At 57.1% G+C, this 26,417-nt stretch carries 21 protein-coding genes; 7 read left to right on the top strand and 14 right to left on the bottom strand.

The annotated features are described in order from the left end of the window. Positions 1–94: 94 nt before the first annotated feature. From treC to treR, 3 genes are all read right to left on the bottom strand, one after another. A complete protein-coding gene (treC, locus tag PYR66_20975) occupies positions 95–1,750 on the bottom strand; it encodes an alpha,alpha-phosphotrehalase (GenBank protein ID WEF27723.1) in 1,656 nt (551 codons plus the stop codon). A 52-nt stretch (positions 1,751–1,802) separates the two neighbouring features. Continuing rightward, the gene (treB, locus tag PYR66_20970; GenBank protein WEF27722.1) at positions 1,803–3,221 is read right to left on the bottom strand and encodes a PTS trehalose transporter subunit IIBC; all 1,419 of its coding nucleotides are present in this window, start codon (positions 3,219–3,221) and stop codon (positions 1,803–1,805) included. A 129-nt stretch (positions 3,222–3,350) separates the two neighbouring features. Beyond that, complete coding sequence (treR, locus tag PYR66_20965) at positions 3,351–4,298, bottom strand: trehalose operon repressor TreR (GenBank protein WEF27721.1); 948 nt, start codon at positions 4,296–4,298, stop codon at positions 3,351–3,353. A 380-nt stretch (positions 4,299–4,678) separates the two neighbouring features. On the opposite strand from treR, the gene mgtA reads away from it, so the two are divergent. Continuing rightward, positions 4,679–7,387, top strand: coding sequence for a magnesium-translocating P-type ATPase (mgtA, locus tag PYR66_20960; protein WEF27720.1), 2,709 nt, complete (start codon positions 4,679–4,681; stop codon positions 7,385–7,387). Between the two features lie 156 nt (positions 7,388–7,543). Then, complete coding sequence (locus PYR66_20955; GenBank protein ID WEF27719.1) at positions 7,544–9,937, top strand: family 20 glycosylhydrolase; 2,394 nt, start codon at positions 7,544–7,546, stop codon at positions 9,935–9,937. Positions 9,938–9,996: 59 nt separating this feature from the next. Here PYR66_20955 and ridA read toward each other — a convergent pair whose 3' ends face one another. From ridA to PYR66_20935, 4 genes are all read right to left on the bottom strand, one after another. Next, complete coding sequence (gene ridA, locus PYR66_20950) at positions 9,997–10,383, bottom strand: 2-iminobutanoate/2-iminopropanoate deaminase (protein WEF27718.1); 387 nt, start codon at positions 10,381–10,383, stop codon at positions 9,997–9,999. 73 nt (positions 10,384–10,456) lie between these two features. Next, a complete protein-coding gene (gene pyrI / locus PYR66_20945; GenBank protein ID WEF27717.1) occupies positions 10,457–10,918 on the bottom strand; it encodes an aspartate carbamoyltransferase regulatory subunit in 462 nt (153 codons plus the stop codon). Positions 10,919–10,931: 13 nt separating this feature from the next. Beyond that, the gene (pyrB, locus tag PYR66_20940) at positions 10,932–11,867 is read right to left on the bottom strand and encodes an aspartate carbamoyltransferase (protein ID WEF27716.1); all 936 of its coding nucleotides are present in this window, start codon (positions 11,865–11,867) and stop codon (positions 10,932–10,934) included. Between the two features lie 36 nt (positions 11,868–11,903). Then, complete coding sequence (locus tag PYR66_20935; GenBank protein WEF27715.1) at positions 11,904–12,011, bottom strand: pyrBI operon leader peptide; 108 nt, start codon at positions 12,009–12,011, stop codon at positions 11,904–11,906. Positions 12,012–12,204: 193 nt separating this feature from the next. Between PYR66_20935 and PYR66_20930 the strand changes: the two genes are divergently transcribed. Further along, positions 12,205–12,657, top strand: coding sequence for a YhcH/YjgK/YiaL family protein (locus tag PYR66_20930; protein ID WEF27714.1), 453 nt, complete (start codon positions 12,205–12,207; stop codon positions 12,655–12,657). A gap of 56 nt (positions 12,658–12,713) precedes the next feature. On the opposite strand, the gene argF is transcribed toward PYR66_20930, so the two are convergent. Next, complete coding sequence (gene argF / locus PYR66_20925; protein WEF30514.1) at positions 12,714–13,721, bottom strand: ornithine carbamoyltransferase; 1,008 nt, start codon at positions 13,719–13,721, stop codon at positions 12,714–12,716. 163 nt (positions 13,722–13,884) lie between these two features. On the opposite strand from argF, the gene rraB reads away from it, so the two are divergent. Together rraB and miaE are read left to right on the top strand one after the other, a co-directional pair. Next, the gene (gene rraB / locus PYR66_20920) at positions 13,885–14,310 is read left to right on the top strand and encodes a ribonuclease E inhibitor RraB (GenBank protein WEF27713.1); all 426 of its coding nucleotides are present in this window, start codon (positions 13,885–13,887) and stop codon (positions 14,308–14,310) included. Between the two features lie 68 nt (positions 14,311–14,378). Further along, on the top strand, positions 14,379–15,143 hold the full coding sequence (gene miaE / locus PYR66_20915; protein ID WEF27712.1) for a tRNA isopentenyl-2-thiomethyl-A-37 hydroxylase MiaE: 765 nt from the start codon (positions 14,379–14,381) through the stop codon (positions 15,141–15,143). A gap of 69 nt (positions 15,144–15,212) precedes the next feature. Here miaE and PYR66_20910 read toward each other — a convergent pair whose 3' ends face one another. The 4 genes from PYR66_20910 to pepA all read right to left on the bottom strand — a co-directional run bounded on the left by PYR66_20910 (position 15,213) and on the right by pepA (position 20,760). Beyond that, positions 15,213–15,716 (bottom strand): GNAT family N-acetyltransferase, encoded by a 504-nt coding sequence (locus tag PYR66_20910; GenBank protein WEF27711.1) that lies wholly within the window; start codon positions 15,714–15,716, stop codon positions 15,213–15,215. A 121-nt stretch (positions 15,717–15,837) separates the two neighbouring features. Then, complete coding sequence (locus PYR66_20905; protein ID WEF27710.1) at positions 15,838–18,693, bottom strand: valine--tRNA ligase; 2,856 nt, start codon at positions 18,691–18,693, stop codon at positions 15,838–15,840. Beyond that, positions 18,693–19,136: a DNA polymerase III subunit chi gene (gene holC, locus PYR66_20900; protein WEF27709.1), complete on the bottom strand. Its 444-nt coding sequence runs from the start codon at positions 19,134–19,136 to the stop codon at positions 18,693–18,695. The genes PYR66_20905 and holC overlap by 1 nt, the downstream gene beginning before the upstream one ends. Positions 19,137–19,248: 112 nt before the next feature. Continuing rightward, positions 19,249–20,760, bottom strand: a complete 1,512-nt coding sequence (gene pepA / locus PYR66_20895) for a leucyl aminopeptidase (protein WEF27708.1) — start codon at positions 20,758–20,760, stop codon at positions 19,249–19,251. A gap of 390 nt (positions 20,761–21,150) precedes the next feature. Here pepA and lptF point away from each other — a divergent pair, with 390 nt between their 5' ends. Beyond that, a complete protein-coding gene (lptF, locus tag PYR66_20890; protein ID WEF27707.1) occupies positions 21,151–22,248 on the top strand; it encodes an LPS export ABC transporter permease LptF in 1,098 nt (365 codons plus the stop codon). Further along, positions 22,248–23,330: an LPS export ABC transporter permease LptG gene (gene lptG, locus PYR66_20885; protein WEF27706.1), complete on the top strand. Its 1,083-nt coding sequence runs from the start codon at positions 22,248–22,250 to the stop codon at positions 23,328–23,330. The genes lptF and lptG overlap by 1 nt, the downstream gene beginning before the upstream one ends. Before the next feature lie 598 nt (positions 23,331–23,928). Here the strand turns inward: lptG and PYR66_20880 are convergent. Both PYR66_20880 and PYR66_20875 read right to left on the bottom strand, forming a co-directional pair. Then, positions 23,929–25,431 (bottom strand): DUF853 domain-containing protein, encoded by a 1,503-nt coding sequence (locus PYR66_20880; protein WEF27705.1) that lies wholly within the window; start codon positions 25,429–25,431, stop codon positions 23,929–23,931. Positions 25,432–25,518: 87 nt separating this feature from the next. After that, complete coding sequence (locus tag PYR66_20875) at positions 25,519–26,340, bottom strand: TIM barrel protein (GenBank protein WEF27704.1); 822 nt, start codon at positions 26,338–26,340, stop codon at positions 25,519–25,521. Positions 26,341–26,417 lie beyond the last annotated feature (77 nt).

Below are 26,417 nucleotides of genomic sequence, written 5' to 3'. Positions count from 1 at the left end.
TAAAAGTTATTGTCGTACATTTTCAGTATCATAATACTCAATATGACATGAATAAGTAATGCGACCTTTTCGCCGCATTACTGGGGTGTTACCTTTACTCCTGTAGCCACCACACCGCTTCGAACGGTCGCAGCGTCATCGCTGCGGGTCGGTTGGCCGTTTCCGCATAGTTGCCCATCAGCGTTCGCCAGTCGCCGGGTATAGCCTGCGGCTGCCACGGCTGGAATTCGCGGCTCAGGTTGGCGGCGACGACCAGCGTCTGTCCTTGCCATTGACGGCGATAGCACCAGAGCGACGGATGTTCCGGCAGCAGATCCTGGTAATCGCCCCAGGTCAGCACTGGGGTGGTCTTACGCAGGCTAATCAGTTGCTGATAGGTATAAAACACGGATTCCGGGTCTGCCAGCGCCGCCTCGACGTTAATCTCACGGTAGTTATCGCCAGGGCTAATCCACGGCTTGCCTGCGCTGAAGCCGCCGTTCTCGCCGCCGTGCCACGGCATCGGCGTACGGCTATTGTCGCGCGACTTGCTGGCCAGAATCGCCAGCAGTTCATCCGGGCTCTGCCCCTGCGCCGCGCGCTCGATAAACATATTGTGGCTCTCGACATCGCGATAATCGCTGATGCTGCTGAAGTGCGGATTGGTCATGCCAATCTCTTCGCCCTGATAGATATAGGGCGTTCCCTGCATGCCATGCAGCACCATCGCCAGCATTTTCGCCGCCGGTACCCGGTACTCGCCCTCGTCGCCGAAGCGCGACACAATGCGCGGCTGATCGTGGTTACACCAGAACAGCGCGTTCCACGCCTGGTTGTGCATTCCCTGTTGCCAGTGACGGAATAACGCCTTCAGCGCCACGTAATCCGGGCGAGCCAGCGTCCACTTTTCACCGCCGGGATAATCGACCTTCAGATGATGGAAATTAAAGGTCATCGACAGCTCGCGGCTATCCAGCGAGGCGTACTGCTGGCAGTGTTCAAGCGAGGTGGAAGACATCTCGCCGACGGTCATCAGGTTACGCGGAGTGAAGACATCGCGGTTCATCTCCTGCAGGAACGCATGCGCCCGTGGGCCATCGGTGTAGAAGCGGCGTCCATCACCAATGGTATCCGACGGGAAGCGCTGGTCTTTAGAGATCAGGTTGATGACATCCAGGCGCAGGCCGTCGACGCCGCGGTCGGCCCAGAATTCGCAGACCTTTTTTAGCTCGGTGCGTACCGCCGGGTTTTCCCAGTTGAGATCCGCCTGTTCGGTGGCGAAAAGATGCAGATAGTACTGTTCGCTTTCCGCGTGCCACTGCCAGGCGTTACCGCCGAATTTTGAGCGCCAGTTGTTCGGCGGCGTGCCCGGTTCGCCGTCGCGCCAGATATAGAACTGGCGATAAGGGCTCTCTTTCTGCAATGACTGGCGGAACCATTCGTGCTCGGTTGAAGTATGGTTTAGCACCATATCCAGTACGACGCGGATACCGCGAGCTTTCGCCTCGGCGACCAGTTGGTCGAAATCCTCCAGCGTACCGTACGAGGGATCGATGGCGGTGTAGTTCGCCACATCGTAGCCGTTGTCCACTTGCGGCGAGACGTAGAACGGCGTCAGCCAGATGGCATCAATGCCGAGCTTTTGTAAATAGTCGAGACGGGTGGTGACGCCGCGCAAATCGCCAGTACCGCTACCGGTCGTATCCTGAAAACTCTTCGGATAAATTTGATAAATGACGCCGTTTTGCCACCAGTGGGGAAGGGTATTCATATTGCGTTCCTGCAAGAGCCACGGGGCGCAAACGGCGCCCCGAAAGAAGAAGTTAGATAATCTGCAAGGTGCCCTGACGGTACTTGCGCTGATAAACCACGGTGGTGAGGACAATCGGCACCACGACTGCGATGGCCATCGCCATGGCGTAAACCTGCCAGTAGCTTGGTTGAATGGAGAGGATGCCCGGCAGACCGCCGACGCCGATCCCGTTTGCCAGGACGCCGTTCAGACCGCACAGCAGTCCAGCGAGGCCGGAACCGACCATCGCGCATAGCATCGGGAAGCGGTACTTCAAATTGATGCCGTACATTGCCGGTTCGGTGACGCCGAGGTAGGCGGAGATAGCCGCCGGCACGGAGATTTCGCGTTCGTTCTGCTTGCGGCTGGCAATGATAATGCCGACCACCGCTGACGCCTGGGCAATGTTTGAGAGTGCAATCAGCGGCCACACCGGCGTACCGCCCATGCTCTGAATCATCTGCATGTCGATAGCGAGCGTGGTTTGATGCACCCCGGTGATTACTAGTGGCGCATAGAGGAAGCCGAACAGGGCGGCGCCGATGGGCGCGAAACTGCCGGTCAGTAGATGGCGAACCGCAAAAGCCACGCCGTCGCCGATCATGCGGCCGAATGGGCCGATCAAGGCATGGGCGAGGAATACCGCCAGAATCAGCGAGCAGACCGGCACTACCACCAGATAGAGATAATCAGGCACGATGCGCTTGAGGTGCGTTTCGATAAAGCCCAGCGTCAGCCCTGCCAGCAAGGCCGGGATCACCTGCGCCTGATAGCCGACTTTCGCAATGGTAAACAGGCCGAAGTTCCATACTTCCGGCACCTGCTGGCCGAGCATATAGGCGTTCATCAGTTGCGGAGAAACCAGCGTGACGCCCAGTACGATCCCAAGGATCGGCGTGCCACCCATTTTTTTCACCGCCGACCAACAGATCCCGACCGGCAGATAGAAGAAGATCGCTTCGCCGATCAGCCACAGGAAGTCGTAAATGGTTTTTAGCGACGGGTGCATCTGCGCCAGTGTCTGGCCGTTGCTCATCGGCAGGTCGCCGATGACGTTACGAAAACCGAGGATCAGGCCGCCGCTGATCAGCGCCGGCAGCAGCGGAAAGAAGATCTCGGCAAAGTGCGAGATCAGCCGCTCGTGCCACTTCATATTTTGCCGTGCGGCCTGTTTGGCCTGTTCTTTGTCGGCGGATGCCTGGCCAGTGGTCGCCAGCAGGGCTTTATAGTAATCGCCGACTTCGGTGCCGATGACTACCTGGAATTGCCCGGCGTTAGTGAAGCATCCCTTCACCATGCGCAGTTGTTCGATTTCTTTCGGTTTGGCGATGGCCGGGTCGTTCAGCACAAAGCGCAAACGGGTAATACAGTGGCTGACGGTGGCGATGTTGTCGAGACCGCCGACCAGTGCGATCAATTTATCGATGTCCTGTTGATTTACTTTGCTCATGATGAAGCCTCAAAACAGAGGAGAGAGATGCCGTTTTAACCTTGAGCGCATCCTAACCGTTCCGTGGATTACGTAAAATGGGAACGTTCCCGAAACTCGGCGAAGATCACATAAATCGCCCTGGGGAGGTTAATTCAGGGTGGCGGGGATCACTATCTGCCGCAGGTCGGCATGGCCGCCGATCTGTTCGATCAGCTGTTGCGCCGCCTGGCGTCCGGCCTCGGCGTAACCGGGATCGACGGTGAGGATTTCCGGATGTAGAAACTTCATCAGCGGCGTGCTGCCGACGCTGGCGAGCTGTAGATCATCAATGCGCTGTTCCTGCAGATATTTGCTGGCGCCGAGGGCAAGGGTATCGGTGGCGCAGACCAGCGCGCGGGTGTCAGCGTTGAGCACGCTGGCGACGCTTTCATAACCCTGCTTCATCGCCAGTCCCGGCAGAGCGGCGGTCGGCGTGAGTTTCTTCTGTGCGCAGAAATCGAGATACGCTTGATGGCGGCGCTGGCCGGTAGTGACGTCGCTGTGCGGCACGCCGAGGAAGCTGATATGCCGATGCCCGCGATCGTAAAGACGCTGCATCAGCAGTTTAATCGCTCCGTCGTCGTCGTAGCAAACCGAAGCGAAACCGGGAGCATCGCGCGCCAGCAGCACCAGCGTGTCGCGCCAGGGGTCGAGCATCGCTTCACTAATCCCGGTAAAGCCGAACAGCACCACGCCATCGATATTGCGCCGGGCGAGTATCCCCAGATGCTCTTCGACCAACGCTGGAGAAAACTGGCTCTCCATCATGATCGGGTCGTAGCCCTGCTGGTAGAACGCGGGCAGCATGGTCTGCACGGCTAAATTTTCCGACAGCGAATCCAGACGGGTGACGATGATCGCCACCACCTTATCGCTTTGGCCGCGCATCGCGCGGGCGGAGCGGGAAGGGGAGAAACCGTGTTGCAGCATCACTGCTTCCACCCGTTCGCGGGTGCGCTCGCTGACGCCGCTTTCATTATTCAGTACGCGCGACACCGTCGATTTTCCGACGCCGCTTAAGCGTGCGATATCTTTGATAGTAAGTCGGTTTTGCATACGAGGTTCTCGCCGTCATCCGATTGTCGTGAGCCTAATGCTACTCAACGAATCCTCAATGAGCAAAGGCTGGTTGACGTCTGGTTTAGTTGCGCGGCGGTATGATAGCCAGAATAGTCACAAATAGGTTCCCGGAAGCGGTATACTCCGCTCCGTTTTGGCTCACTTACCGGAGATTTTATGGACCCCGATCCCACTCCTCATCCTCGATGGAGCAACCTTTCTTTCCGGTAAGCCTGTTTAACACTGCTTTACCGGAAAGCGTAAAGCAGTGACGTCCACGATGTCCCTGCCATATAAAAATAATGCCTGACAGGTAAGGTTTTGCCGTGCCCGTCGGTAACGCTGCGTTCGCTCACGCGAGCGCGGAGGGACTGTTTATGTTGAAAAATTTTACCCGGCAGTTGTTCGCGCAGCTTAGCCGCCATCTGCCACGTCGTTTAGTCCAACGCGATCCGCTGCCTGATGCTCGTAACCTGACCAGCGCGCCGATCCCGGATTCGCTCGGCAAGCGCTGTCTGGACGTTGCGGCGATGGATGAGCAGGAAATCTGGCGTGCGTTCGATAGCCATCCGGAAGGGCTAAACGAGGCCGAAGTCGCGGCGAAAATCGCCCAGCATGGCGACAACCAAATTCCGGCGCAGAAGCCATCGCCGTGGTGGGTGCATCTGTGGAGCTGCTACCGCAATCCGTTTAACCTACTGCTGACGGTGCTCGGCATCGTCTCCTATTCCACCGAGGATCTGTTCGCGGCAGGTGTCATCGCGCTGATGGTCGGTATCTCCACGCTGCTTAACTTCATCCAGGAAGCGCGTTCGACGAAAGCGGCGGATGCGCTGAAAGCGATGGTCAGTAATACCGCGACGGTGCTGCGAGTGATCAACGAGCAGGGCGAAAGCCGTTGGCACGAACTACCCATCGACCAGCTGGTGCCGGGAGATATCATCAAGTTGTCAGCGGGGGATATGATCCCGGCGGACCTGCGCATCCTCCAGGCGCGCGATCTGTTCGTCGCTCAGGCATCGCTGACTGGCGAATCGCTGCCGGTTGAGAAAGTGGCGCGCAGCCGCGACCCGCTGCAAAGCAATCCGCTGGAGTGCGACACTCTGTGCTTTATGGGGACCAACGTGGTCAGCGGCTCGGCGCAGGCTATTGTCTACGCCACCGGCGGCAGCACCTGGTTTGGTCAGTTGGCTGGTCGTGTTAGCGAACAAGAAAGTGAACCGAACGCCTTCCAGAAAGGCATCAGCCGGGTCAGCATGCTGTTGATCCGCTTTATGCTGGTGATGGCGCCAGTGGTGCTGTTAATTAACGGCTACACCAAAGGCGACTGGTGGGAAGCGGCGCTGTTCGCGCTGTCAGTCGCGGTCGGCCTGACGCCGGAAATGTTGCCGATGATTGTCACCTCGACGCTGGCACGCGGGGCGGTGAAGTTGTCGAAACAAAAAGTTATCGTCAAACACCTCGACGCCATTCAGAACTTTGGCGCAATGGATATCCTTTGCACCGATAAAACCGGCACCCTGACTCAGGATAAAATCGTGCTGGAGAACCATACCGATGTCTCCGGCAAATCCAGCGAGCGCGTACTGCACACCGCCTGGCTGAACAGCCACTACCAAACCGGGCTGAAAAACCTGCTCGACACCGCGGTGCTGGAAGGCGTTGAGCTGGATGCCGCTCGTGGTCTGGCGGAGCGCTGGCAGAAAGTGGATGAGATCCCGTTCGATTTCGAACGCCGCCGCATGTCGGTCGTGGTGAAAGAGCATGGCGAAGTGCATCAACTGATCTGCAAAGGGGCGTTACAGGAGATCCTCAATGTTTCGACCCAGGTGCGCTACAACGGCGATATTGTGCCGATGGACGACACCATGCTGCGCCGCATCCGCCGGGTGACCGAGACCCTGAATCGCCAGGGGCTGCGGGTGGTGGCGGTGGCGACCAAATACCTGCCAGCGCGTGAAGGCGACTACCAGCGCGCGGATGAATCAGACCTGATCCTTGAGGGCTACATCGCCTTCCTCGATCCGCCGAAAGAGACCACGGCTCCGGCGCTGAAAGCGCTGAAGGCCAGCGGTATCACGGTAAAAATCCTCACTGGCGACAGCGAACTGGTGGCGGCGAAAGTGTGCCATGAAGTCGGGCTGGATGCGGGTGAGGTGGTAATTGGCAGCCAGATTGAAGCCATGAGCGACGACGAACTGGCGGCGCTGGCGAAACGCACCACGCTGTTTGCGCGCCTGGCGCCGCTGCATAAAGAGCGCATTGTAACGCTGCTGAAACGCGAAGGTCACGTGGTCGGCTTTATGGGCGACGGTATCAACGACGCTCCGGCGCTGCGCGCGGCGGATATTGGCATCTCTGTTGACGGCGCGGTGGATATCGCCCGCGAGGCGGCGGATATTATCCTGCTGGAAAAGAGCCTGATGGTGCTGGAAGAGGGGGTTATCGAAGGCCGCCGCACCTTCGCCAACATGCTCAAGTACATCAAAATGACCGCCAGCTCCAACTTCGGCAACGTCTTCAGCGTGCTGGTGGCGAGCGCCTTCCTGCCGTTCCTGCCGATGCTGCCGTTGCATCTGTTGATTCAGAACCTGCTGTACGATGTCTCTCAGGTGGCGATCCCGTTCGATAACGTCGATGATGAGCAGATCCGTAAACCGCAGCGCTGGAACCCGACCGATCTCGGGCGCTTTATGGTCTTCTTTGGGCCGATCAGTTCGATTTTCGATATCCTCACCTTCGGCTTGATGTGGTGGGTGTTCCACGCTAACAGCGTCGAGATGCAGACCCTGTTCCAGTCCGGCTGGTTTATTGAAGGACTGCTGTCGCAAACGTTGATTGTGCATATGATCCGTACCCGCCGTATTCCGTTCGTGCAGAGTCGCGCTGCCTGGCCGCTATTTGCGATGACGCTGGTGGTGATGGCGGTCGGTATCGCGCTGCCGTTCTCGCCGCTGGCGGGCTACCTGCAGCTGCAGGCGTTGCCGTTGGATTATTTCCCATGGCTGGTGGCGATCCTGGCAGGCTATATGGTGTTGACCCAGACCGTGAAAGGTTTCTATAGCCGCCGTTACGGCTGGCAGTAATCATGTCGCCTCTCTTCCGGTGGGAGAGAGGCGTACTGGTATTTCTCTTAAATCTCATCAAGTTGTGAAGCCCGTCATCGCGATGTATTGACGCACTTTTGCCTGCATGTTAACCAAATGTTTTGCTTTTTTTGGCCCGTCATAAAAGGAAAACTGATGCTTAACACCGTGCGTTACAGTCTGCTGACCAGCGGAATATTACTCAGCGGTATGGCGCTTGCCGCCCCGGCAGGGGAACTGCCGTTGATGCCGTGGCCCGCTCATGTCGAACGCCCACAGGCGCAGGGGGCGTTGGCGTTGAATAATCAGCTGACGCTCAATATCAGCGGTGATGATCTGGGTGATGCCGCTAGCCGCTGGCGTGAACGCCTCGCGCGGCAAACCGGTTGGATATTACATCCGCAGCTCACTCCGGCGAAAAACCCGACGATCAGCGTGATGATCGGCAAAAAGGTGCCTTTTCTGCCGCAGCCGGATAGCGACGAAAGTTATCAACTCACGGTCAACGCCAATGGCGCGATCCTGAAGGCCAATACCCGCTTCGGTGCGCTGCGCGGCATGGAAACGCTGCTGCAACTGGTGCAAAACGGCCCTGACGGCACGACGATCCCTTATGTCACCATTGATGATGCGCCGCGTTTCCCATGGCGTGGATTGCTGTTGGATTCCGCACGCCACTTTATGCCGCTGGCGGCTATTAAGCGGCAGATTGACGGCATGGCGGCGGCGAAACTGAACGTGCTGCACTGGCACTTGACCGACGATCAGGGCTGGCGCTTCGCGTCCAGCCGTTATCCGAAGCTGCAGCAACAGGCCAGCGACGGCCTGTTTTACACCCAGGCGCAGATGAAAGAGATTGTGCGCTATGCGGCCGAACGCGGCATCCGCGTGGTGCCGGAAATTGACATGCCGGGCCACGCCTCGGCGATCGCCGTGGCTTATCCGGAGCTCATGAGCGCGCCAGGGCCCTATTCGATGGAACGCCATTGGGGCGTACTGAAGCCGGTGCTCGACCCGACGAAGGAAGCGACCTACGCGTTTGCGGAAGCCATGGTCAGCGAACTGGCGGCGATTTTCCCCGATCCGTATCTGCATATCGGCGGCGATGAGGTCGATGACAGCCAATGGCGCGCCAACCCGGCCATTCAAAAATTCCTCAAAGAGAAAGGACTGGCGGATAGCCACGCGCTGCAGGCGTACTTTAACCGACGGCTGGAGACCCTCCTCGAAAAACACCACCGGCAAATGGTCGGCTGGGATGAAATCTACCACCCTGATTTACCGAAAAGCATTCTGATTCAGTCCTGGCAGGGGCAGGATGCGTTAGGCGAGGTCGCCAAAAACGGCTATCGCGGCATTCTCTCCACCGGTTTTTACCTCGACCAGCCGCAGTACACCGCCTACCACTATCGCAATGAAGTCATCCCGCAGGGGCTCAATGGTGTGGATACGATTACCGATAGCGACAGCGCCCAGAGCTGGCAGTTCTCGATGCCGCGCCTGAAGGGCAGCGCCGTTGAGGGCAGCTTTACGCTGGTCAAGGGCGATAGCGGTTGGCGAGGCTTTATTGATTTCAAAGGTAAATCTCGCCGTGCGGTGCAGGATATCGAATGGTTGAGCGACGATCAGGTGACGTTCAGCGTCGATACCTGGATGGGGGAAACGCGCCCGGTGCTGACCATCAACGCCGATAAGCTCGGCGGTTACTTCCTGCTTGGCAACACCCGCTATCCGATTGACGGCAAGCGCCTGGATGCTGTACCACAGGGCATCCAGCCGACAGTGCCCGACGCGCAGCAGCAGAAGAATCTGCTCGGCGGCGAGGCGGCGCTGTGGGCGGAAAATATCGCTGCGCCGGTGATTGACATCAAGCTGTGGCCGCGGGCCTTCGCGGTGGCGGAGCGGCTGTGGTCGGCGCAGGATGTCACAGATAGCGACAATATGTACCAGCGCCTGCAGGCGATAGACAGTTGGTCAACGGTCTCCGTCGGCCTGCAGCAGCATACTCAACAGCTGGAGCAGTTCACCCGTCTGGCGAACAGCAGCCATACGCTGGCGCTGCAGATCCTTGCCGAGGCGCTGGAACCGGCGCATTACTACACCCGCCAGCACCTGAAATTCCAGGCGGATCATTATCATCAGTTTGAACCGCTTAACCGGTTAGCCGATGCGCTGCCGGCGGAAAGCGACACCGTGCGCAGCCTGAATCGCTGGGCGGAGCGGCTCATCAGCGACGCCGAAGATAGCGAGAGCGCCGATGCGCTGCGCCACGTCTTTACCCGCTGGCAGAACAACGGCGGCGATGCGCTGGCGCTGACCGACAATAATTATCAGCTGGCGGCGATCAAACCGGTGGCGCAGCAGGTCGATAAGCTGGCGAGTTTGGGTCTGCGCTTGACCGATCTGGTAGCGCGACAGGGGACGCTGGACGATAAAGAGTACGCCTCGATTCAGGCACAACTGGATACGGCGGCGAAAACGCAGGATGAATTGGTGATTGCGGCGGTCTATCCGCTGGAGAAATTGCTGCGGGCAACGAAGATAAAATAGGGCATTTCCCTCACCCCGAGAAGGCCGCTCGCGCGCCTGGGGTGAGGGCAGAGAAGCGATTAGCGACGGATCGCGATAGCTTCAATCTCAATCTTCACGTCTTTCGGCAGACGCGCGACTTCCACGCAGGAACGCGCCGGGAAAGTGGCGTTATGCTCGGTGAAGAAGGCTTCATACGCGGCATTCACGGTGGCGAAATCGTTCAGATCTTTCACGAAAACGGTGGTTTTCACGATATCGCCCACTTTCAGGCCAGCGGCTTCAACGATAGCTTTCACGTTGTCCAGAGACTGACGCGCCTGCGCGGCGACATCTTCCGACACGCTGCCGGTTTTTGGGTCTACTGGGATCTGGCCGGAAGTGATGATCATGCTACCCAGATCAACACCTTGTACGTATGGGCCAATAGCTGCTGGTGCATTTTCCGTCGCAATAGTTTTGCTCATAATATCTCCAGATGAACTGCAGTAATTAGGTCGTAGCCATTATAGGGAGGCGTGTTATTAATACCAACCGCAATTAATTGGCCAGCACCACATAATGGGAAAACTCTTTTTCACAGTATTTGCATTTGAGTGCAATGTCATCGGCGCGTTTTTTCACTGCAAAACTGGAGGAGACTGGCTCAGCGTGGCTGATACAGTTGCTGTTCGGGCAGACCAGCACGCTGTTAATGCGCTCCGGCAGATTCGGGCGGGATTTACCCACCACTTCGTAATCGTCGATGCGGTTAACCGTCGCCTGCGGCGCATACAGCGCCAGCTGATTGACTTGCTCGTCGGTCAGGAAAGTATTCTCAATCTTGATCAAGTCCTTACGCCCCATCTCGCCGGATGGCAGGTTCAGGCCGATGGTAATGCGCTGGTCGGTTTCGGTGAGCTTGAACAGGGTTAACAGCTTGAAGCCGACCTGTGCCGGGATATGGTCGATCACGGTGCCGCGTTTAATGGCTTCTACTTGCAGTTTATTGTCGTGTGTCATTTCTCATTCCCCCTTACAGTGCCAGCTCGCTATTCAGTACCAGTGCCAGTAACGCCTGGCGGGCGAAGATGCCGTTGCCGGCCTGCTGGAAGTACCAGGCGTGCGGCGTTTTATCGACATCGGTGGTGATTTCATCAATGCGCGGCAGCGGGTGTAGCACCTTCATGTTGGCGCGCGCGCCTTCGAGGTCGGCGGCGCGCAGGATAAATTGCGCCTTCACGTTGGCGTATTCCGATGGATCCAGACGCTCTTTCTGCACGCGTGTCATGTACAGGATATCGACCTCTTCCATCACTTCGTCGATGGCGCTATGCAGGCTCCAGGCGATGCCTTTTTCGTCCAGCATATCGAGAATGTACTGCGGCATCGCCAGCGCGTCCGGGGCGATGAAGTAGAAACGGTTGCCGTTGAATTTCGCCAGCGCCTGGGTCAACGAGTGTACGGTACGGCCATATTTCAGATCGCCGACCATAGCCACGTTGAGATTCTCGAGGCGCCCCTGAGTTTCCTGAATCGTGAACAGGTCGAGCAGGGTTTGCGTCGGATGCTGGTTGGCACCGTCGCCAGCGTTGAGGACCGGAATGCCGCCGGAGAACTCGGTCGCCAGGCGCGCGGCGCCTTCCTGTGGGTGGCGCATCACGATGGCGTCGACGTAGGTGCTGATGACCGAAATGGTATCGGCCAGGGTTTCGCCTTTCTTGCCCAGCGACGTGTTGCTGCTGTCGGAGAAGCCGACGACGCTGGCGCCCAGGCGGTGCATCGCCGTTTCAAAAGAGAGACGGGTACGGGTCGAGGCTTCAAAGAAACAGCTGGCGATAACCTTATGCTTCAGTAGCTCGGGTTGCGGGTTGGCTTTCAGCTTTGCCGCCGTCGCCAGCACCAGTTCGAGGTCTTCGCGGCTGAGATCGTTTATGGAAATGATATGTTTTTGATACAGCGGGTTAGCCATGCTTATCTCCTGACGCCTGAGCAAAAAAAAAGCCCCTTAAATAAGGGGCTTCGAGAATTCATTGAGCAACGGAAAGAAAAACGCCAGGCCAGCGTCTGCTTTCAGACGCGGTAAGACACAGCAATGTCGTACGCAATTGGCCATATTTCCTCCCGGCAAAACGGCTGGCATTATACGCAGCTTTGATGAGCAATCAAGCGATTAATCCACAATCAGGAAAACGTTTGCTTTCCTGAGGCTGCGCCAGCGCAAAAAACCGTGATAAAAATATGGTATGGCAGCGCTAAGCGGCGTATAAAAACAAAAATGAAAAGCTGTTTTATATTTGAGGGGTCTTATGATCGTTGGCAATATTCATCATCTGCAGTCCTGGCTGCCGGACGCGCTGCGTCAGGCTATTGAGCATGTTAAAGCCCACGTCAGCGAGGCGACGCCGCTTGGCAAGCACGATATCGACGGCAATCATGTGTTCTATCTGATTTCTGAAGATACGACCGAACCGCAGGCCGAACGTCGCGCCGAGTATCACGCCCGCTATCTGGATATCCAGATTGTGCTGCGCGGCCAGGAAGGGATGACCTTCAGCACCTTACCTGCGGGTGAGCCGCAGACCGACTGGTTGGCGGACAAAGACATCGCCTTCCTTGCCGAAGGAGCGCAGGAGAAAACCGTTATCCTCAACGAGGGGGATTTTGTGGTGTTTTATCCGGGCGAAGTGCATAAACCGCTTTGCGCCGTCGGGGCTCCGGCGAAGGTGCGCAAAGCGGTGGTGAAGGTATTGATCGATTAAAACGTTCCGCTATCCCGGATAGGCGTCGCGCCATCCGGGAATCGACGGCAGGACAATCACGGTTTCCCGAGCGTCGCCACCATCACCGCTTTGATGGTGTGCATCCGGTTTTCCGCCTGATCGAACACGATGCTTGCGGGCGATTCAAATACTTCATCGGTGACTTCCATTCCGCCGTGCAGCCCATATTCCGCCGCCATCTGCTTGCCGAGGGTGGTTTGATCGTCGTGGAACGCTGGCAGGCAATGGAGGAATTTTACCTGCGGGTTGCCGGTCAACTGCATCATCGCTTTGTTCACCTGGAAACCGCGCAGCAGGGCGATACGCTCTGCCCATTTTTCCTTCGGCTCGCCCATCGACACCCACACATCGGTATAAATGAAATCGGCGCCGTTCACCCCGGCAGCGATATCTTCCGTCAGGGTAATATTTCCGCCGCGCTGCTTCGCGAGCGCGCTGCATTCAGCCACTAACCCGGCTTCCGGCCAGCAGGCTTTCGGCGCGACAAGGCGCAGATCCAACCCGGTCAGCGCGGCGGCTTCCAGCATTGAATTGCCCATGTTATTACGCGCATCGCCAGCATAGACCAGCGTCATCTCATTAAACGCTTTGCCCGGCAGATGCTCTTTCATGGTCAGCAGGTCAGCCAGCAACTGGGTGGGGTGAAACTCATCGGTCAGGCCGTTCCATACCGGCACGCCAGCGTATTCCGCCAGGGTTTCCACCAGCTCCTGGCCATAGCCGCGGTACTGAATACCGTCATACATGCGGCCCAGCACGCGGGCGGTATCTTTCATCGATTCTTTATGGCCGATTTGACTGCCGCTGGAACCGAGATAGGTCACGCGCGCGCCCTGGTCATATGCGGCAACTTCGAAAGAGCATCGTGTACGAGTGGAGTCTTTTTCGAAGATGAGCGCGATGTTTTTGCCCGTAAGTTTCTGGGCTTCTATGCCGTTTTTCTTATCGGCTTTCAACTGAGCGGCCAGATCGACCAGGCCGGTAATTTCTGCAGCAGTAAAATCAAGTAATCTCAAGAAATGTTTCTGATATAACGCGGTCATCATTCCCTCACCTGGCTAACGCCACTATTGAATTAAAATTCACTTTATATGTATGAATATTCATTTGCAACCCCGGGTAAGAAATCTTTTACACAGAAGGTGGAGGCAATCACGGCGGTATGTGACAATAGGAGTATCTGCCGCACATTATGAGGAACGAGCCATGGCAAACCCGGAACTACTGGAAGAACAGCGTGAGGAAACGCGTCTGATTATCGAAGAGCTGCTCGAAGACGGCAGCGATCCGGACGCGCTGTATACCATTGAGCATCATCTCTCTGCCGACGATTTCGAGACGTTGGAAAAAATGGCGGTAGAGGCCTTCAAGATGGGTTATGAAGTCACTGAGCCGGAAGAGCTGGAAGTAGAAGAAGGCGAGGTGGTGATTTGCTGCGATATCCTGAGCGAAAGCGCGCTGAACGCTGAGCTTATCGACGCCCAGGTTGAACAGCTGATGAACCTGGCGGAAAAATTCGACGTCGAGTATGACGGTTGGGGCACTTACTACGAAGACCCGAACGGCGAAGACGATGACGGCGAAGATGACGAAGATTTAATTGACGAAGACGACACCGGCGTACGCCACTAAGTCGTGCACGGATAAGTCGTATACGGATACGGCGGCGCCTGCCGCCGTATATACCCGTTGGAGCTTCAATGGATTACCCGCAAATACTCTCCCCGATTTTAGATTTTCTCCACTGCCGGACGCCGCAGGCGTGGATTGACGAAGCCCGTAAACCGCAAAACCTGCCACTGTTGCTGACCGACCACATGGTATGCGAGCTGAAAGCGGCGCAGAACGCCATGCTGCTGGTGCGTCGTTACGTCGCCGACAAAGACGGCGCCGACGAATTGCTTGAGTGCCTGAAGCCGTACGAAGACTTCACCTATCGTCGGGGGCCGGAACCCGATTTCGTCGCCCTGCATAAACAGATCAACAAAAGCACCATGCCGCGGACTGACGACCCGTGGGGTAATCAACTGCTCGACAGCATGATTTTGCTGATCAAAGAGGAGTTGCACCACTTCTGGCAGGTACGAGAAATTATGCTGGCGCGCGATATCCCTTACGTCAAAATCACCGCCAGTAATTATGCTCGCGGCATGCGTCGGGAGGTGCGTTCACACGAACCGGTCATGTTGATAGATAAGCTGATTTGCGGCGCCTATATCGAGGCGCGCTCCTGTGAGCGTTTTGCCGCGCTGGCGCCGTGGCTCGACGAAGACCTGCAAAAGTTTTATCTGTCGCTGTTGCGCTCTGAGGCGCGCCATTATCAGGATTACCTGGATTTGGCGCAGAAGATGGCCGGTGAGGATATCAGCGATCGCGTGCGCCAGCTTGGCGAAGCGGAGGCGGCGTTGATTCTCCGAGCGGAGAGCGAGTTCCGTTTCCACAGCGGCGTACCGACGGCGCCGTAGCCCGCGGAACTCAAACCCCGTAGCCCCGGTAAGCGCAGCGCCGCCGGGGACACCCACGGTACCAAAGCGCTACAGCGTTTTTAACATCCGCACTTCGCAATCGACGTGGCCGGTGCAGCCCAGCGGTTCGTCGATATGCTCAAAGCCCAGATGCTCATACAGGGCAATCGCTTCTTTAAGAAACGCGGTGGTTTCCAGATAGCAGCGTTTAAAACCCTGCTCGCGGGCGTGAGCCATTGCCAGCAGTGCCAGCTTTTTCGCCAGACCTTTACCGCGCGCCGAGGTCATAAAATACATTTTCTGCAGCTCGCAGATATCGGATTCGCTACATGAGAGCGGAGCCACGCCGCCGCCGCCGACCACTTCGCCATTCTGTTCGACGACCCAATAGGCGGCCCCCGGCTGGCTATAGAGCTCATAGAGTTCATCCAGGTTCGGATCGGCTACCGTATAACCTTTATCGGCGGTCAGGCCGTATTCTGCGGACACCTGGCGGATAACGTTGGCTATCGCCGGATTATCATTCGCCGTGATGCGGCGCAGGGATAGCGTTAGGGTTGCGCTCGTATTCATTCGAAGACTCATTACAAAATATGACGGATGTTGTTGTTAATAACACTGTGGGAGGGGAGAGCGCAAGCGAGGATCTTTCATAAAAAACGCCCCTTACCGGATGGGATAAGGGGCGAGAGGATTACAGCGCGGCGATGACTGCTTGCTGTTCAATCAGCTTGGCTTTCGCTTCTGCGTAACCGTCCAGCTTCTCACGCTCTTTGGCGATAACCGCTTCCGGCGCGCGAGCAACGAAACCTTCGTTGGACAGCTTGCCTTCGATACGGGCAATCTCACCTTCGATTTTCGCCACTTCTTTTGCCAGACGCGCCAGCTCATCGTCTTTGTTGATGAGGCCAGCCATCGGGATCAGCAGCTCGGCGCCGTCGATGATTTTGGTCACGGAGACCGGACCTTTGTCATCGGCTGGCAGCACGGTGATGCTTTCCAGACGCGCCAGGTTCAGCAGGAAGCTGCGGTTGTCGTTAACGCGACGCTCCGCATCTTTGCTGCAGCCGCGCAGCAGCAGTTCAAGCGGTTTGCCCGGAGCGATGTTCATTTCCGCGCGGATATTACGTACGGCAACGATCGCCTGCTTCAGCCATTCGGTATCAGAAGCCGCCGCTTCATCTACCTGAGCCGCGTTATATTCCGGGAACGGCTGCAGCATGATGGTATCTGCGGTGTTGCCACAAATCACCTTCACGCGCTGCCAGATGGTTTCGGTAATGAATGGAATGATCGGGTGCGCCAGGCGCAGCAGGCCTTCCAGCACGGTCACCAGCGTATTACGGGTGCCGCGCAGTTCAGACTCGGAACCACCGGTCATAACAGGCTTGGTCAGCTCCAGATACCAGTCGCAGAACTGGTTCCAGGTGAACTCGTACAGGATGCCCGCAGCAATATCGAAGCGGAAGTTATCCAGCGCTTCGCGGTACGCTTTAACGGTCTGGTTGAATTCAGCCAGGATCCAGCGGTCCGCCAGAGACAGGGTCATTTCGCCGCCGTTGAAGCCGCAATCCTGATCTTCTGTGTTCATCAGCACGAAGCGGCTGGCGTTCCACAGCTTGTTACAGAAGTTACGGTAGCCTTCCAGACGCTTCATATCCCAGTTGATGTCGCGACCGGTAGAGGCCAGCGCCGCCAGGGTAAAGCGCAGCGCGTCGGTGCCGTGCGGTTCGATGCCGTTCGGGAACTGCTTCTCGGTACGCTTGGCGATCTTCTCAGCCAACTGCGGCTGCATCATGTTGCCGGTACGTTTTTCCAGCAGGTCTGCCAGGGAGATACCGTCGACCATATCCAGCGGGTCAATTACGTTGCCCTTGGATTTGGACATCTTCTGGCCTTCGTCGTCACGAATCAGACCGGTCATGTAGACGGTCTTGAACGGAACCTGCGGCTTGCCGTTTTCATCTTTGATGAAGTGCATGGTCATCATGATCATGCGGGCAATCCAGAAGAAGATGATGTCGAAGCCGGAAACCATTACGCTGGTCGGGTGGAACTGACGCAGCGCGTCGGTGTTTTCCGGCCAGCCGAGGGTAGAGAAGGTCCACAGCGCGGAGGAGAACCAGGTGTCGAGAACGTCTTCGTCCTGACGCAGTGCAACGTCGGCGCCGAGGTTGTTTTCCTGACGCACTTCGTCTTCGGTACGGCCAACGTAGACGTTGCCGTCGTTGTCATACCATGCCGGGATACGGTGACCCCACCACAGCTGACGGGAGATACACCAGTCCTGAATATCGCGCATCCAGGAGAAGTACATGTTTTCGTACTGCTTCGGTACGAACTGAATGTCGCCGTTCTCAACCGCTTCTACCGCCGGTTTCGCCAGTACGTCAGCACGGACGTACCACTGGTCGGTCAGCATCGGTTCGATAACCACGCCGCCACGGTCGCCGTAAGGAACGGTCAGATCGTGCGGTTTGATTTCTTCCAGCAGGCCCAGCGCATCGATGGCAGCGACGATCGCTTTACGCGCGGCAAAGCGTTCCAGCTTCTGGAATTCAGCCGGGATAGTGTTGGAGTAAACGTCAGACTCTTCGCCTTTGGTATCATACACTTCCGCGGTTTCGCGGATGTCGCCATCAAAGGTCAGAATGTTGATCATTGGCAGGGCGTGACGACGACCGACTTCATAGTCGTTAAAGTCGTGCGCCGGGGTGATCTTCACGCAGCCGGTGCCTTTTTCCATATCGGCGTGTTCGTCGCCGACGATCGGAATACGGCGGTCAACCAGCGGCAGCATCACGAATTTACCGATCAGATCTTTATAGCGCGGATCTTCCGGGTTCACGGCCACGCCAGTATCGCCCAGAATGGTTTCCGGACGGGTGGTCGCCACCACCAGGTAATCTTTACCGTCTGCGGTTTTCGCACCATCGGCCAGCGGGTAGCGGATGTGCCACATGGAACCTTTCGATTCGCGGTTTTCCACTTCGAGGTCGGAAATGGCGGTGCGCAGTTTCGGATCCCAGTTTACCAGGCGCTTGCCACGGTAAATCAGGTCTTCTTTGTACAGACGGACGAAGACTTCTTTCACGGCGTTGGACAGGCCTTCATCCATAGTGAAGCGCTCGCGCTCCCAGTCTACGGAGTTGCCGAGGCGGCGCATCTGACGGGTAATGGTACCGCCGGATTCCGCTTTCCACTGCCAGATTTTGTCGATGAAGGCGTCGCGACCGTAGTCGTGGCGAGTTTTACCTTCTTCCGCGGCAATCTTACGCTCAACCACCATCTGGGTAGCGATACCCGCGTGGTCGGTACCCGCCTGCCACAGGGTGTTTTTACCCTGCATGCGCTGGTAGCGAATCATGGTATCCATGATGGTTTGCTGGAAGGCATGACCCATATGCAAACTGCCGGTGACGTTCGGCGGCGGGATCATGATGCAGAAGCTCTCCTGGCTTTCATCACCATTCGGTTTGAAATAGCCCTGCTTTTCCCAGTGCTCGTAAAGCGGCTGTTCGATATCTTGTGGGTTGTATGTCTTTTCCATTATTTCCAGGTTGCCGTGTTCAGGTTGAAACCAGCCATGCGGTACGCTTTATAGCGTTCGCGCGCCAGTTGTTTCAGAGAATCTTCGTAAGGGACAAAGTCTATCACTTCTGTGAAAGCGGTGGCAAAATCTGCAAAGTTTAGCCGCAGGCTGATGAGAATATCCCGCGGGCTGCTGTTGCGTTTTTGCGGCCAGGCAATCTCTACCGGCGCGCCGCCTCTCGGGCCTTCACCCGCCAGATTATGCGGCACAAAGCTTTCCGGCGGCCGCGTCCACAGTGCCTCGTCGAGGCGAATCGCCTGCTGCTCATCTTCACAGGCGATCAGTACACGCTTGCCGTTGCGCCAACGTTCTGCGGCAATGTCACACACCAGCTGTTCGACGGCGCTGAGGCCTTCGGCGGTGGTGTCATTGTCCAGAAGGTAGAACGTTGCATTCTTCATATATGGGGCTTCTTGTTGTGAATTTAAATCGCCCCCTGACCCCCTCCCCGAACACGGGGAAGGCCAGTCCCCTCTCCCCTGTGGGGAGAGGGTTAGGGTGAGGGGTTATGCCTTACTCTTCGCCGTTAAAACCCGCACGATTGAGCAGGAACTGCGACAGCAGGGCAACCGGACGACCGGTCGCGCCTTTGGCTTTACCAGAACGCCATGCGGTACCGGCGATGTCGAGGTGCGCCCAGTTGTACTTGCGGGTGAAGCGCGACAGGAAGCAGCCAGCGGTAATCGCGCCGCCAGGGCGGCCGCCGATGTTCGCCATATCCGCAAAGTTGGACTCCAGTTGATCCTGGAACTCGTCGGCCAGCGGCAGACGCCACGCGCGGTCGCCCGCCAGTTCGGAAGCGCCGATCAGCTCGTGAGCCAGCGGATTATGATTCGACATCAGGCCGGTGATGTGATGGCCGAGGGCAATCACGCAGGCGCCGGTCAGCGTCGCGACATCGATAACCGCTTCCGGCTCGAAGCGCTCAACGTAGGTCAGCACATCGCACAGCACCAGACGACCTTCGGCATCGGTGTTCAGCACTTCAACCGTCTGTCCGGACATGGTGGTCAGGACGTCGCCCGGGCGATAGGCGCGGCCGCCAGGCATGTTTTCACAGCCCGCCAGCACGCCAATCACGTTCAGCGGCAGCTGCAGCTCGGCAACCATTCGCATCACGCCGTATACCGCCGCCGCGCCGCACATGTCGTACTTCATCTCGTCCATACCTTCGGCAGGCTTGATGGAGATGCCGCCGGAGTCGAAGGTCAGGCCTTTACCGACCAGCACGATAGGGCGCGCGTCCTCAGACGGGTTGCCTTTATACTCGATGACCGACATCAGCGATTCGTTCTGCGAACCGTTGCCGACGGCGAGATAGGAGTTCATTCCCAGCTCGCGCATCTGCTGTTCGCCGATCACTCGGGTGATGACGTTCTTGCTGTAGGTGTCAGCCAACTGACGCGCCTGGGATGCCAGGTAAGCGGCGTTACAGATATTTGGCGGCATATTGCCTAGATCTTTCGCCGCTTTGATGCCGGCGGCAATCGCCAGGCCATGTTGAATGGCGCGTTCGCCGCTGGTGAGCTCGCGACGGGTCGGCACGTTAAAGACCATCTTACGCAGCGGGCGACGCGGCTCGCTTTTGTTGGTCTTCAACTGGTCGAAGCTGTACAGCGTCTCTTTGGCGGTTTCAACGGCTTGGCGTACTTTCCAGTAGTTGTTGCGGCCCTTGACGTGCAGTTCGGTCAGGAAGCAGACGGCTTCCATCGAACCGGTGTCATTCAGAGTATTAATGGTTTTCTGAATAACTTGTTTATACTGACGTTCATCCAGCTCGCGCTCTTTGCCGCAGCCGATAAGCAGAATGCGCTCAGACAGAATGTTCGGCACATGGTGCAGTAACAACGTCTGGCCAGGTTTGCCTTCGAGCTCGCCGCGACGCAGCAGGGCGCTGATATAACCGTCGCTGATTTTATCGAGTTGTTCGGCGATGGGGGAGAGGCGACGTGGTTCGAAGACGCCGACCACGATACAGGCACTCCGCTGCTTCTCCGGGCTACCGCTTTTTACACTGAACTCCATGCACTATGCTCCTGAATCTTAAAGACAACAGTGGTGGCTACGGCTATACTCGTCGCCTTTCCAGTTGCAGATGCGTTGGCTACGCCTGCTTACCCCTGACGCTGGCTAATGCCGCTCCGGGGCTTCACAGTCCTGCCGCCTTCCTACAACTCGAAATCCATTGAGTATATAATTGCAAGCTTTCGTAACTCATGTCCGCTGTTGCGGTGACTTCGTGTTAATCTTAACGTTATTACGGCCTTGGTTCGTCAGAAAAGATCCTGATACGCAGAACCGATGAGTCATTTAATCTTAGCGATGTTTTCGACGACCAAAGAGAATAAATGACGTTTAAGCCATGAAACAAGCAATTTTCCTGCAATAAGACGGGTTTTTACGGGCGTATTTATAGTGATAATCATAAGATATCTGGTTCGTGAGACGCTGAAAAGCCAGTTGGCGATCCTATTCATCCTGCTGCTGATTTTCTTCTGTCAGAAACTAGTCAGGATCCTCGGCGCCGCGGTAGATGGCGATATCCCGACAAATTTGGTGCTCTCGCTGTTAGGGCTGGGCGTACCGGAAATGGCGCAGCTTATCCTTCCCCTGAGTCTATTCCTCGGGTTGTTGATGACGCTGGGCAAACTGTATACCGAAAGTGAAATCACGGTCATGCACGCCTGCGGCTTGAGCAAAGCCGTACTGATTAAAGCGGCGATGATCCTCGCGCTGTTTACCGGCGCAGTCGCCGCCGTTAACGTGATGTGGGCGGGGCCGTGGTCGTCTCGTCATCAGGATGAAGTGCTGGCGGAAGCCAAAGCCAACCCCGGCATGGCGGCGCTGGCTCAGGGCCAGTTCCAGCAGGCCAGCGACGGTAGCGCGGTGATGTTCATCGAAAGCGTGAGCGGCAACCGCTTCCAGGATGTGTTCCTGGCGCAACTGCGGCCGAAAGGCAACGCTCGCCCTTCGGTGGTGGTGGCGGACTCCGGCGAACTGTCACAGAAAAAAGACGGTTCCCAGGTAGTCACGATGACTCAGGGCACGCGCTTTGAAGGCACGGCGATGCTACGTGATTTCCGTATTACCGACTTCAAAAACTATCAGGCGATTATTGGCCATCAGGCGGTTGCCTCAGACCCCAGCGACACTGAACAAATGAATATGCGCACTCTGTGGCATACCGATACTGGACGCGCGCGCGCCGAGCTGCACTGGCGCTTCACGTTGGTGGCGGCGGTGTTCATGATGGCGCTCATGGTTGTCCCGCTGAGCGTGGTGAACCCGCGTCAGGGCCGCGTGCTGTCCATGCTGCCGGCGATGCTGCTGTACCTGGTGTTCTTCCTGCTGCAAACGTCGATCAAGTCGAACGCAGACAAAGGCAAAATGGACCCGGCTATCTGGATGTGGGGCGTGAACCTGCTCTACTTCGGGCTGGCCGTGCTGCTTAACCTGTGGGATACGGTGCCGATGCGTCGTTTCCGTGCCCGTTTTAATAAAGGAGCGGTGTAATGCTGGCGTTTGGCGTACTTGACCGCTATATCGGTAAAACGATTTTCAACACCATCATGATGACGCTGTTCATGCTGGTATCGCTCTCCGGTATCATTAAATTTGTCGACCAGCTGAAAAGAGCTGGGCAGGGCAGCTATGACGCCCTGGGCGCCGGGCTCTATACCATCCTCAGCGTGCCGAAAGATGTACAAATCTTCTTCCCAATGGCGGCGTTGCTTGGCGCGTTGCTGGGGCTGGGGATGTTAGCGCAGCGCAGTGAGTTGGTAGTCATGCAAGCTTCTGGTTTCACCCGGCTGCAGGTGGCGCTGGCGGTGATGAAAACCGCGATCCCGCTGGTATTGCTGACGATGGCGATAGGCGAATGGGTTGCGCCGCAGGGCGAACAGATGGCGCGTAACTATCGTGCGCAGCAAATGTACGGTGGTTCGCTGCTGTCGACCCAGCAGGGGCTGTGGGCGAAAGACGGGCATAATTTTGTCTATATTGAACGCGTGAAGGGCAATGATGAACTGGGCGGCGTGAGCATCTATCAGTTCAACGATAATCGTCGTTTGCAGTCGGTACGCTATGCGGCTTCCGCTAAATTTGATAATGACACTAAGGTCTGGCGTTTGTCCCAGGTGGATGAATCCAACCTGACCGACCCGAAGCAGGTTACCGGAACGCAGATGGTAAGCGGGACCTGGAAGACCAAGCTGACGCCGGACAAACTCGGGGTGGTTGCGCTGGATCCGGATGCGCTGTCAATCAGCGGCCTGCATAACTACGTGACCTACCTGAAGTCCAGCGGCCAGGATCCGGGCCGTTACCAGCTCAATATGTGGAGCAAAATCTTCCAGCCGCTGTCGGTGGCGGTGATGATGCTGATGGCACTGTCGTTCATTTTTGGCCCGCTGCGTAGCGTGCCGATGGGCGTGAGGGTGATCACCGGGATTAGCTTCGGTTTTATCTTCTACGTTCTTGACCAGATCTTTGGCCCGCTGACGCTGGTGTACGGCATACCGCCGATAATCGGCGCGTTGCTGCCAAGCGCAAGTTTCTTCCTGATAAGCCTTTGGCTGATGATGAGAAAAGCGTAGTGATACTGATGACCCGGCCAAGCGCAAGCAACGCCGGGTTTTTTGTGTCTGCCGTTTTATTGGATTTCCCTGCTCGCGCTGCGCTTAGCAGGGCTACGGTTCTGCGATGTCCGGTAGCCCGGGTTCAGCCGCCACCCGGGAGTTTCCCTGCTCGCGCTACGCTTAGCAGGGCTACGGTTCTGCGCCGTCCGGTAGCCCGGGTAAGGCGTCAGCCGCCACCCGGGGATTTCCCCGCTCGCGCTGCACTTGGTGAGGTTACGGTTTTGCACCATCCGGTAGCCCGGGTCAGGCGTCAGCCGCCACCCGGGGATTTTCCTGCTCACGCAGCGCCTGGCAGGGCTACGGTTTTGCGCCGTTCGGTAGCCCGGGTCGGGCGTCAGCCGCCACCCGGGGATTTCCCTGCTCGCGCTACGCTTAGCAGGGCTACGGTTTGCGCCGTCCGGTAGCCTGAGCCAGACGTCAGCCGCCACCCGGGGATTTTCCTGCTCGCGCAGCGCTTAGCAGGGCTACGGTTCAGCGCCGTCCGGTAGCCCGGGTCAGGTGTCAGCCGCCACCTGGGGATTTCCTGCTCGCGCTGCGCTTAGCAGGGCTACGGTTGCTAGCGGCGTCTTCCGCCGAGCAGGCTTCCCAGCATGCCGCGGACAATCTGGTTGGTTACCTGGCGCACGGCGCTTTTCGCCGCGGTTTGCACAATACCGTCGCGCTTGCCGCCGCGTGGGCCGGTGGTGCCGAACAGAATATCTTTCAGCCCGCCGAGCAACCCGTCGTCATCGCCGCTTTGCTGGCCGCTTACCGGTGGCGCCGCTTGCTGTTCCGTGGCGACCTGTACCCCTTTTTGCAGCATTTCGAAGGCCGATTCGCGATCGATCTCTTCTTCGTACTTGCCGTACAGCGCCGAGTGGTTAATCAGGCCATTGCGCTCATCGTCGGTGACTGGCCCCATCCGTGAGCAAGGGGCGATAACCATCGCGCGCTCCACTATCGATGGGCTACCTTTCTCATCGAGGAAGGAGATCAGCGCCTCGCCGGTTCCCAGCTCCTGAATCGCCTGCTCGGTACTGAACGCCGGGTTAGCGCGCATGGTCTGGGCGGCGGTTTTCACCGCTTTTTGATCCTTCGGCGTGAAGGCGCGCAGGGCATGCTGCACGCGGTTGCCCAACTGGCCGAGTATCGCATCCGGAATATCCGACGGATTCTGCGAAACAAAATAAACACCAACGCCTTTAGAACGGATAAGGCGGATCACCTGCTCGATTTTATCCAGCAGCACCTGCGGCGCGTCGTTAAACAGCAGATGGGCTTCGTCAAAGAAAAACACCAGCTTCGGTTTTTCGAGATCGCCCGCTTCCGGCAAGCGCTCGTAGAGTTCGGAGAGCATCCATAGCAGGCTGGCGGCATATAGCTTCGGCATTTGGTAGAGTTTTTCGGCGCTGAGGATATTAATCACCCCTTTGCCGTCGGCATCGACGCGCATCCAGTCCGCAATATCCAGCATGGGTTCGCCGAAGAAGTGTTCTGCGCCTTGCTGCTCCAGAGTGAGTAACCCACGCTGGATAGCGCCAACCGAGGCGCTGCTGATGTTGCCGTACTGGTTTTGGAACGACTTTGCGTTATCGCCGATAAACTGGGTGATAGCGCGGAGGTCTTTGAAGTCGAGCAGCAGCAGGCCGCGATCGTCAGCGATGCGGAAAATGATGTTCAGCACGCCGCTCTGCACTTCGTTAAGGTTGAGCAGGCGAGAGAGCAGCAGGGGGCCGAGGTCTGACACCGTCGCACGTACCGGATGGCCCTTTTCACCAAAAATATCCCAAACCACAACCGGATTGCCGTGTGGCGCCCAGTCGGTGACACCGATCTTTTCCAGGCGCGCCTGAAGTTTCTCAGCGCTCTGGCCTGCTTCGGCGATGCCGGTCAGGTCGCCTTTGACATCGGCCATAAAGACCGGCACACCGATTTCTGAAAATGACTCCGCCAGCTTTTGCAGAGTGACGGTTTTACCGGTGCCGGTTGCGCCGGTAATCAGGCCGTGACGGTTAGCCATTGCAGGCAGCAGGTGTAGTTGTGTATCCAGCGTGCGTGCAATCAGCAGGGGTGAGCTCATGATCGATTCCTCCATTTATCCTGCGTCGATTATAGGCAACCTGCCAGCAAAAAGATGGAGGAAATCGATAACTCTCAACGTTTAATCTTATGCGCAGTGGTGCTGAATCAGCGCAATACTCTGCTCAATTTCACGACGAATATCCTCTTCGCGCCACGATGCCAGTTGCGGAGCGAACGGTTCAAAGGCGTAATCGCCCAGGTATCCGCGCACCTCAAGGTGTTTCACCTGCTGGCAGGTCAATAACCGGTCTTGCGGCGTCAGCATGATGCGCTCGTCGTCGGTCAATTGCTCGCGTGGGCGGGCATCGTCAACGCCGGAGAGATGCACCAGGCCTATTTCGGCAATATCGACCTGACTGAATTCCGCTTCGGCCTGTGGGTAAAGATGGTGGTGGAAGGTATCGATTAGCAGCTTAAACGGTACCTGCGCGTCACGAATAAGCGACTGTGCTTGCGCCGCCGAACGTAGCGAACTTTGTGGGAAGCCCAGCGGCTCGACCAGGCCCTGAATGCCGTATTGCGCGAACAGCGGCGCCAGGTCACGCATGGCGGCGAGCGTCTCTTGCGGCTCCACGGCAGTGCCATCATTTAATGGGCAAAGCACCAGCGATTTAGCGCCAACCGCCTGAGCTTCTTTCAGCAGAGATGCCGTCAGGCTGCGTACTTCAGCGGTGTGACAGTTAAAGGGGTAGACGGCGTTGATAGTCAGGATTTCAATCTGGTAGCGGTCCGCCAGCGCGCGTACCTGCTGATGCGTGAGCGCATCAGTGACCTTGCCGCCGGGCAAATCATTACGTAGCTCTACCTTATGCAGCCCGAGTTCGCTCACCAGACGGAAAAACGCCTCAATGCTGAGCGACGGTGCAATTTTACGGTTGATACAGAAACGCTGCAGTGCAATGGCCATTTGACACTCCTGACAAAAGATTGACTGGATTAGTTCGCTTGCCCATTAGTTAAAATGTTTATTTCATCATTGGCAAT

The sequence above is a fragment of the Klebsiella aerogenes genome, from assembly GCA_029027985.1.
Classification (GTDB): Bacteria; Pseudomonadota; Gammaproteobacteria; order Enterobacterales; family Enterobacteriaceae; genus Klebsiella; species Klebsiella aerogenes_A.
This window is presented reverse-complemented; position numbering and strand designations above follow the sequence as displayed.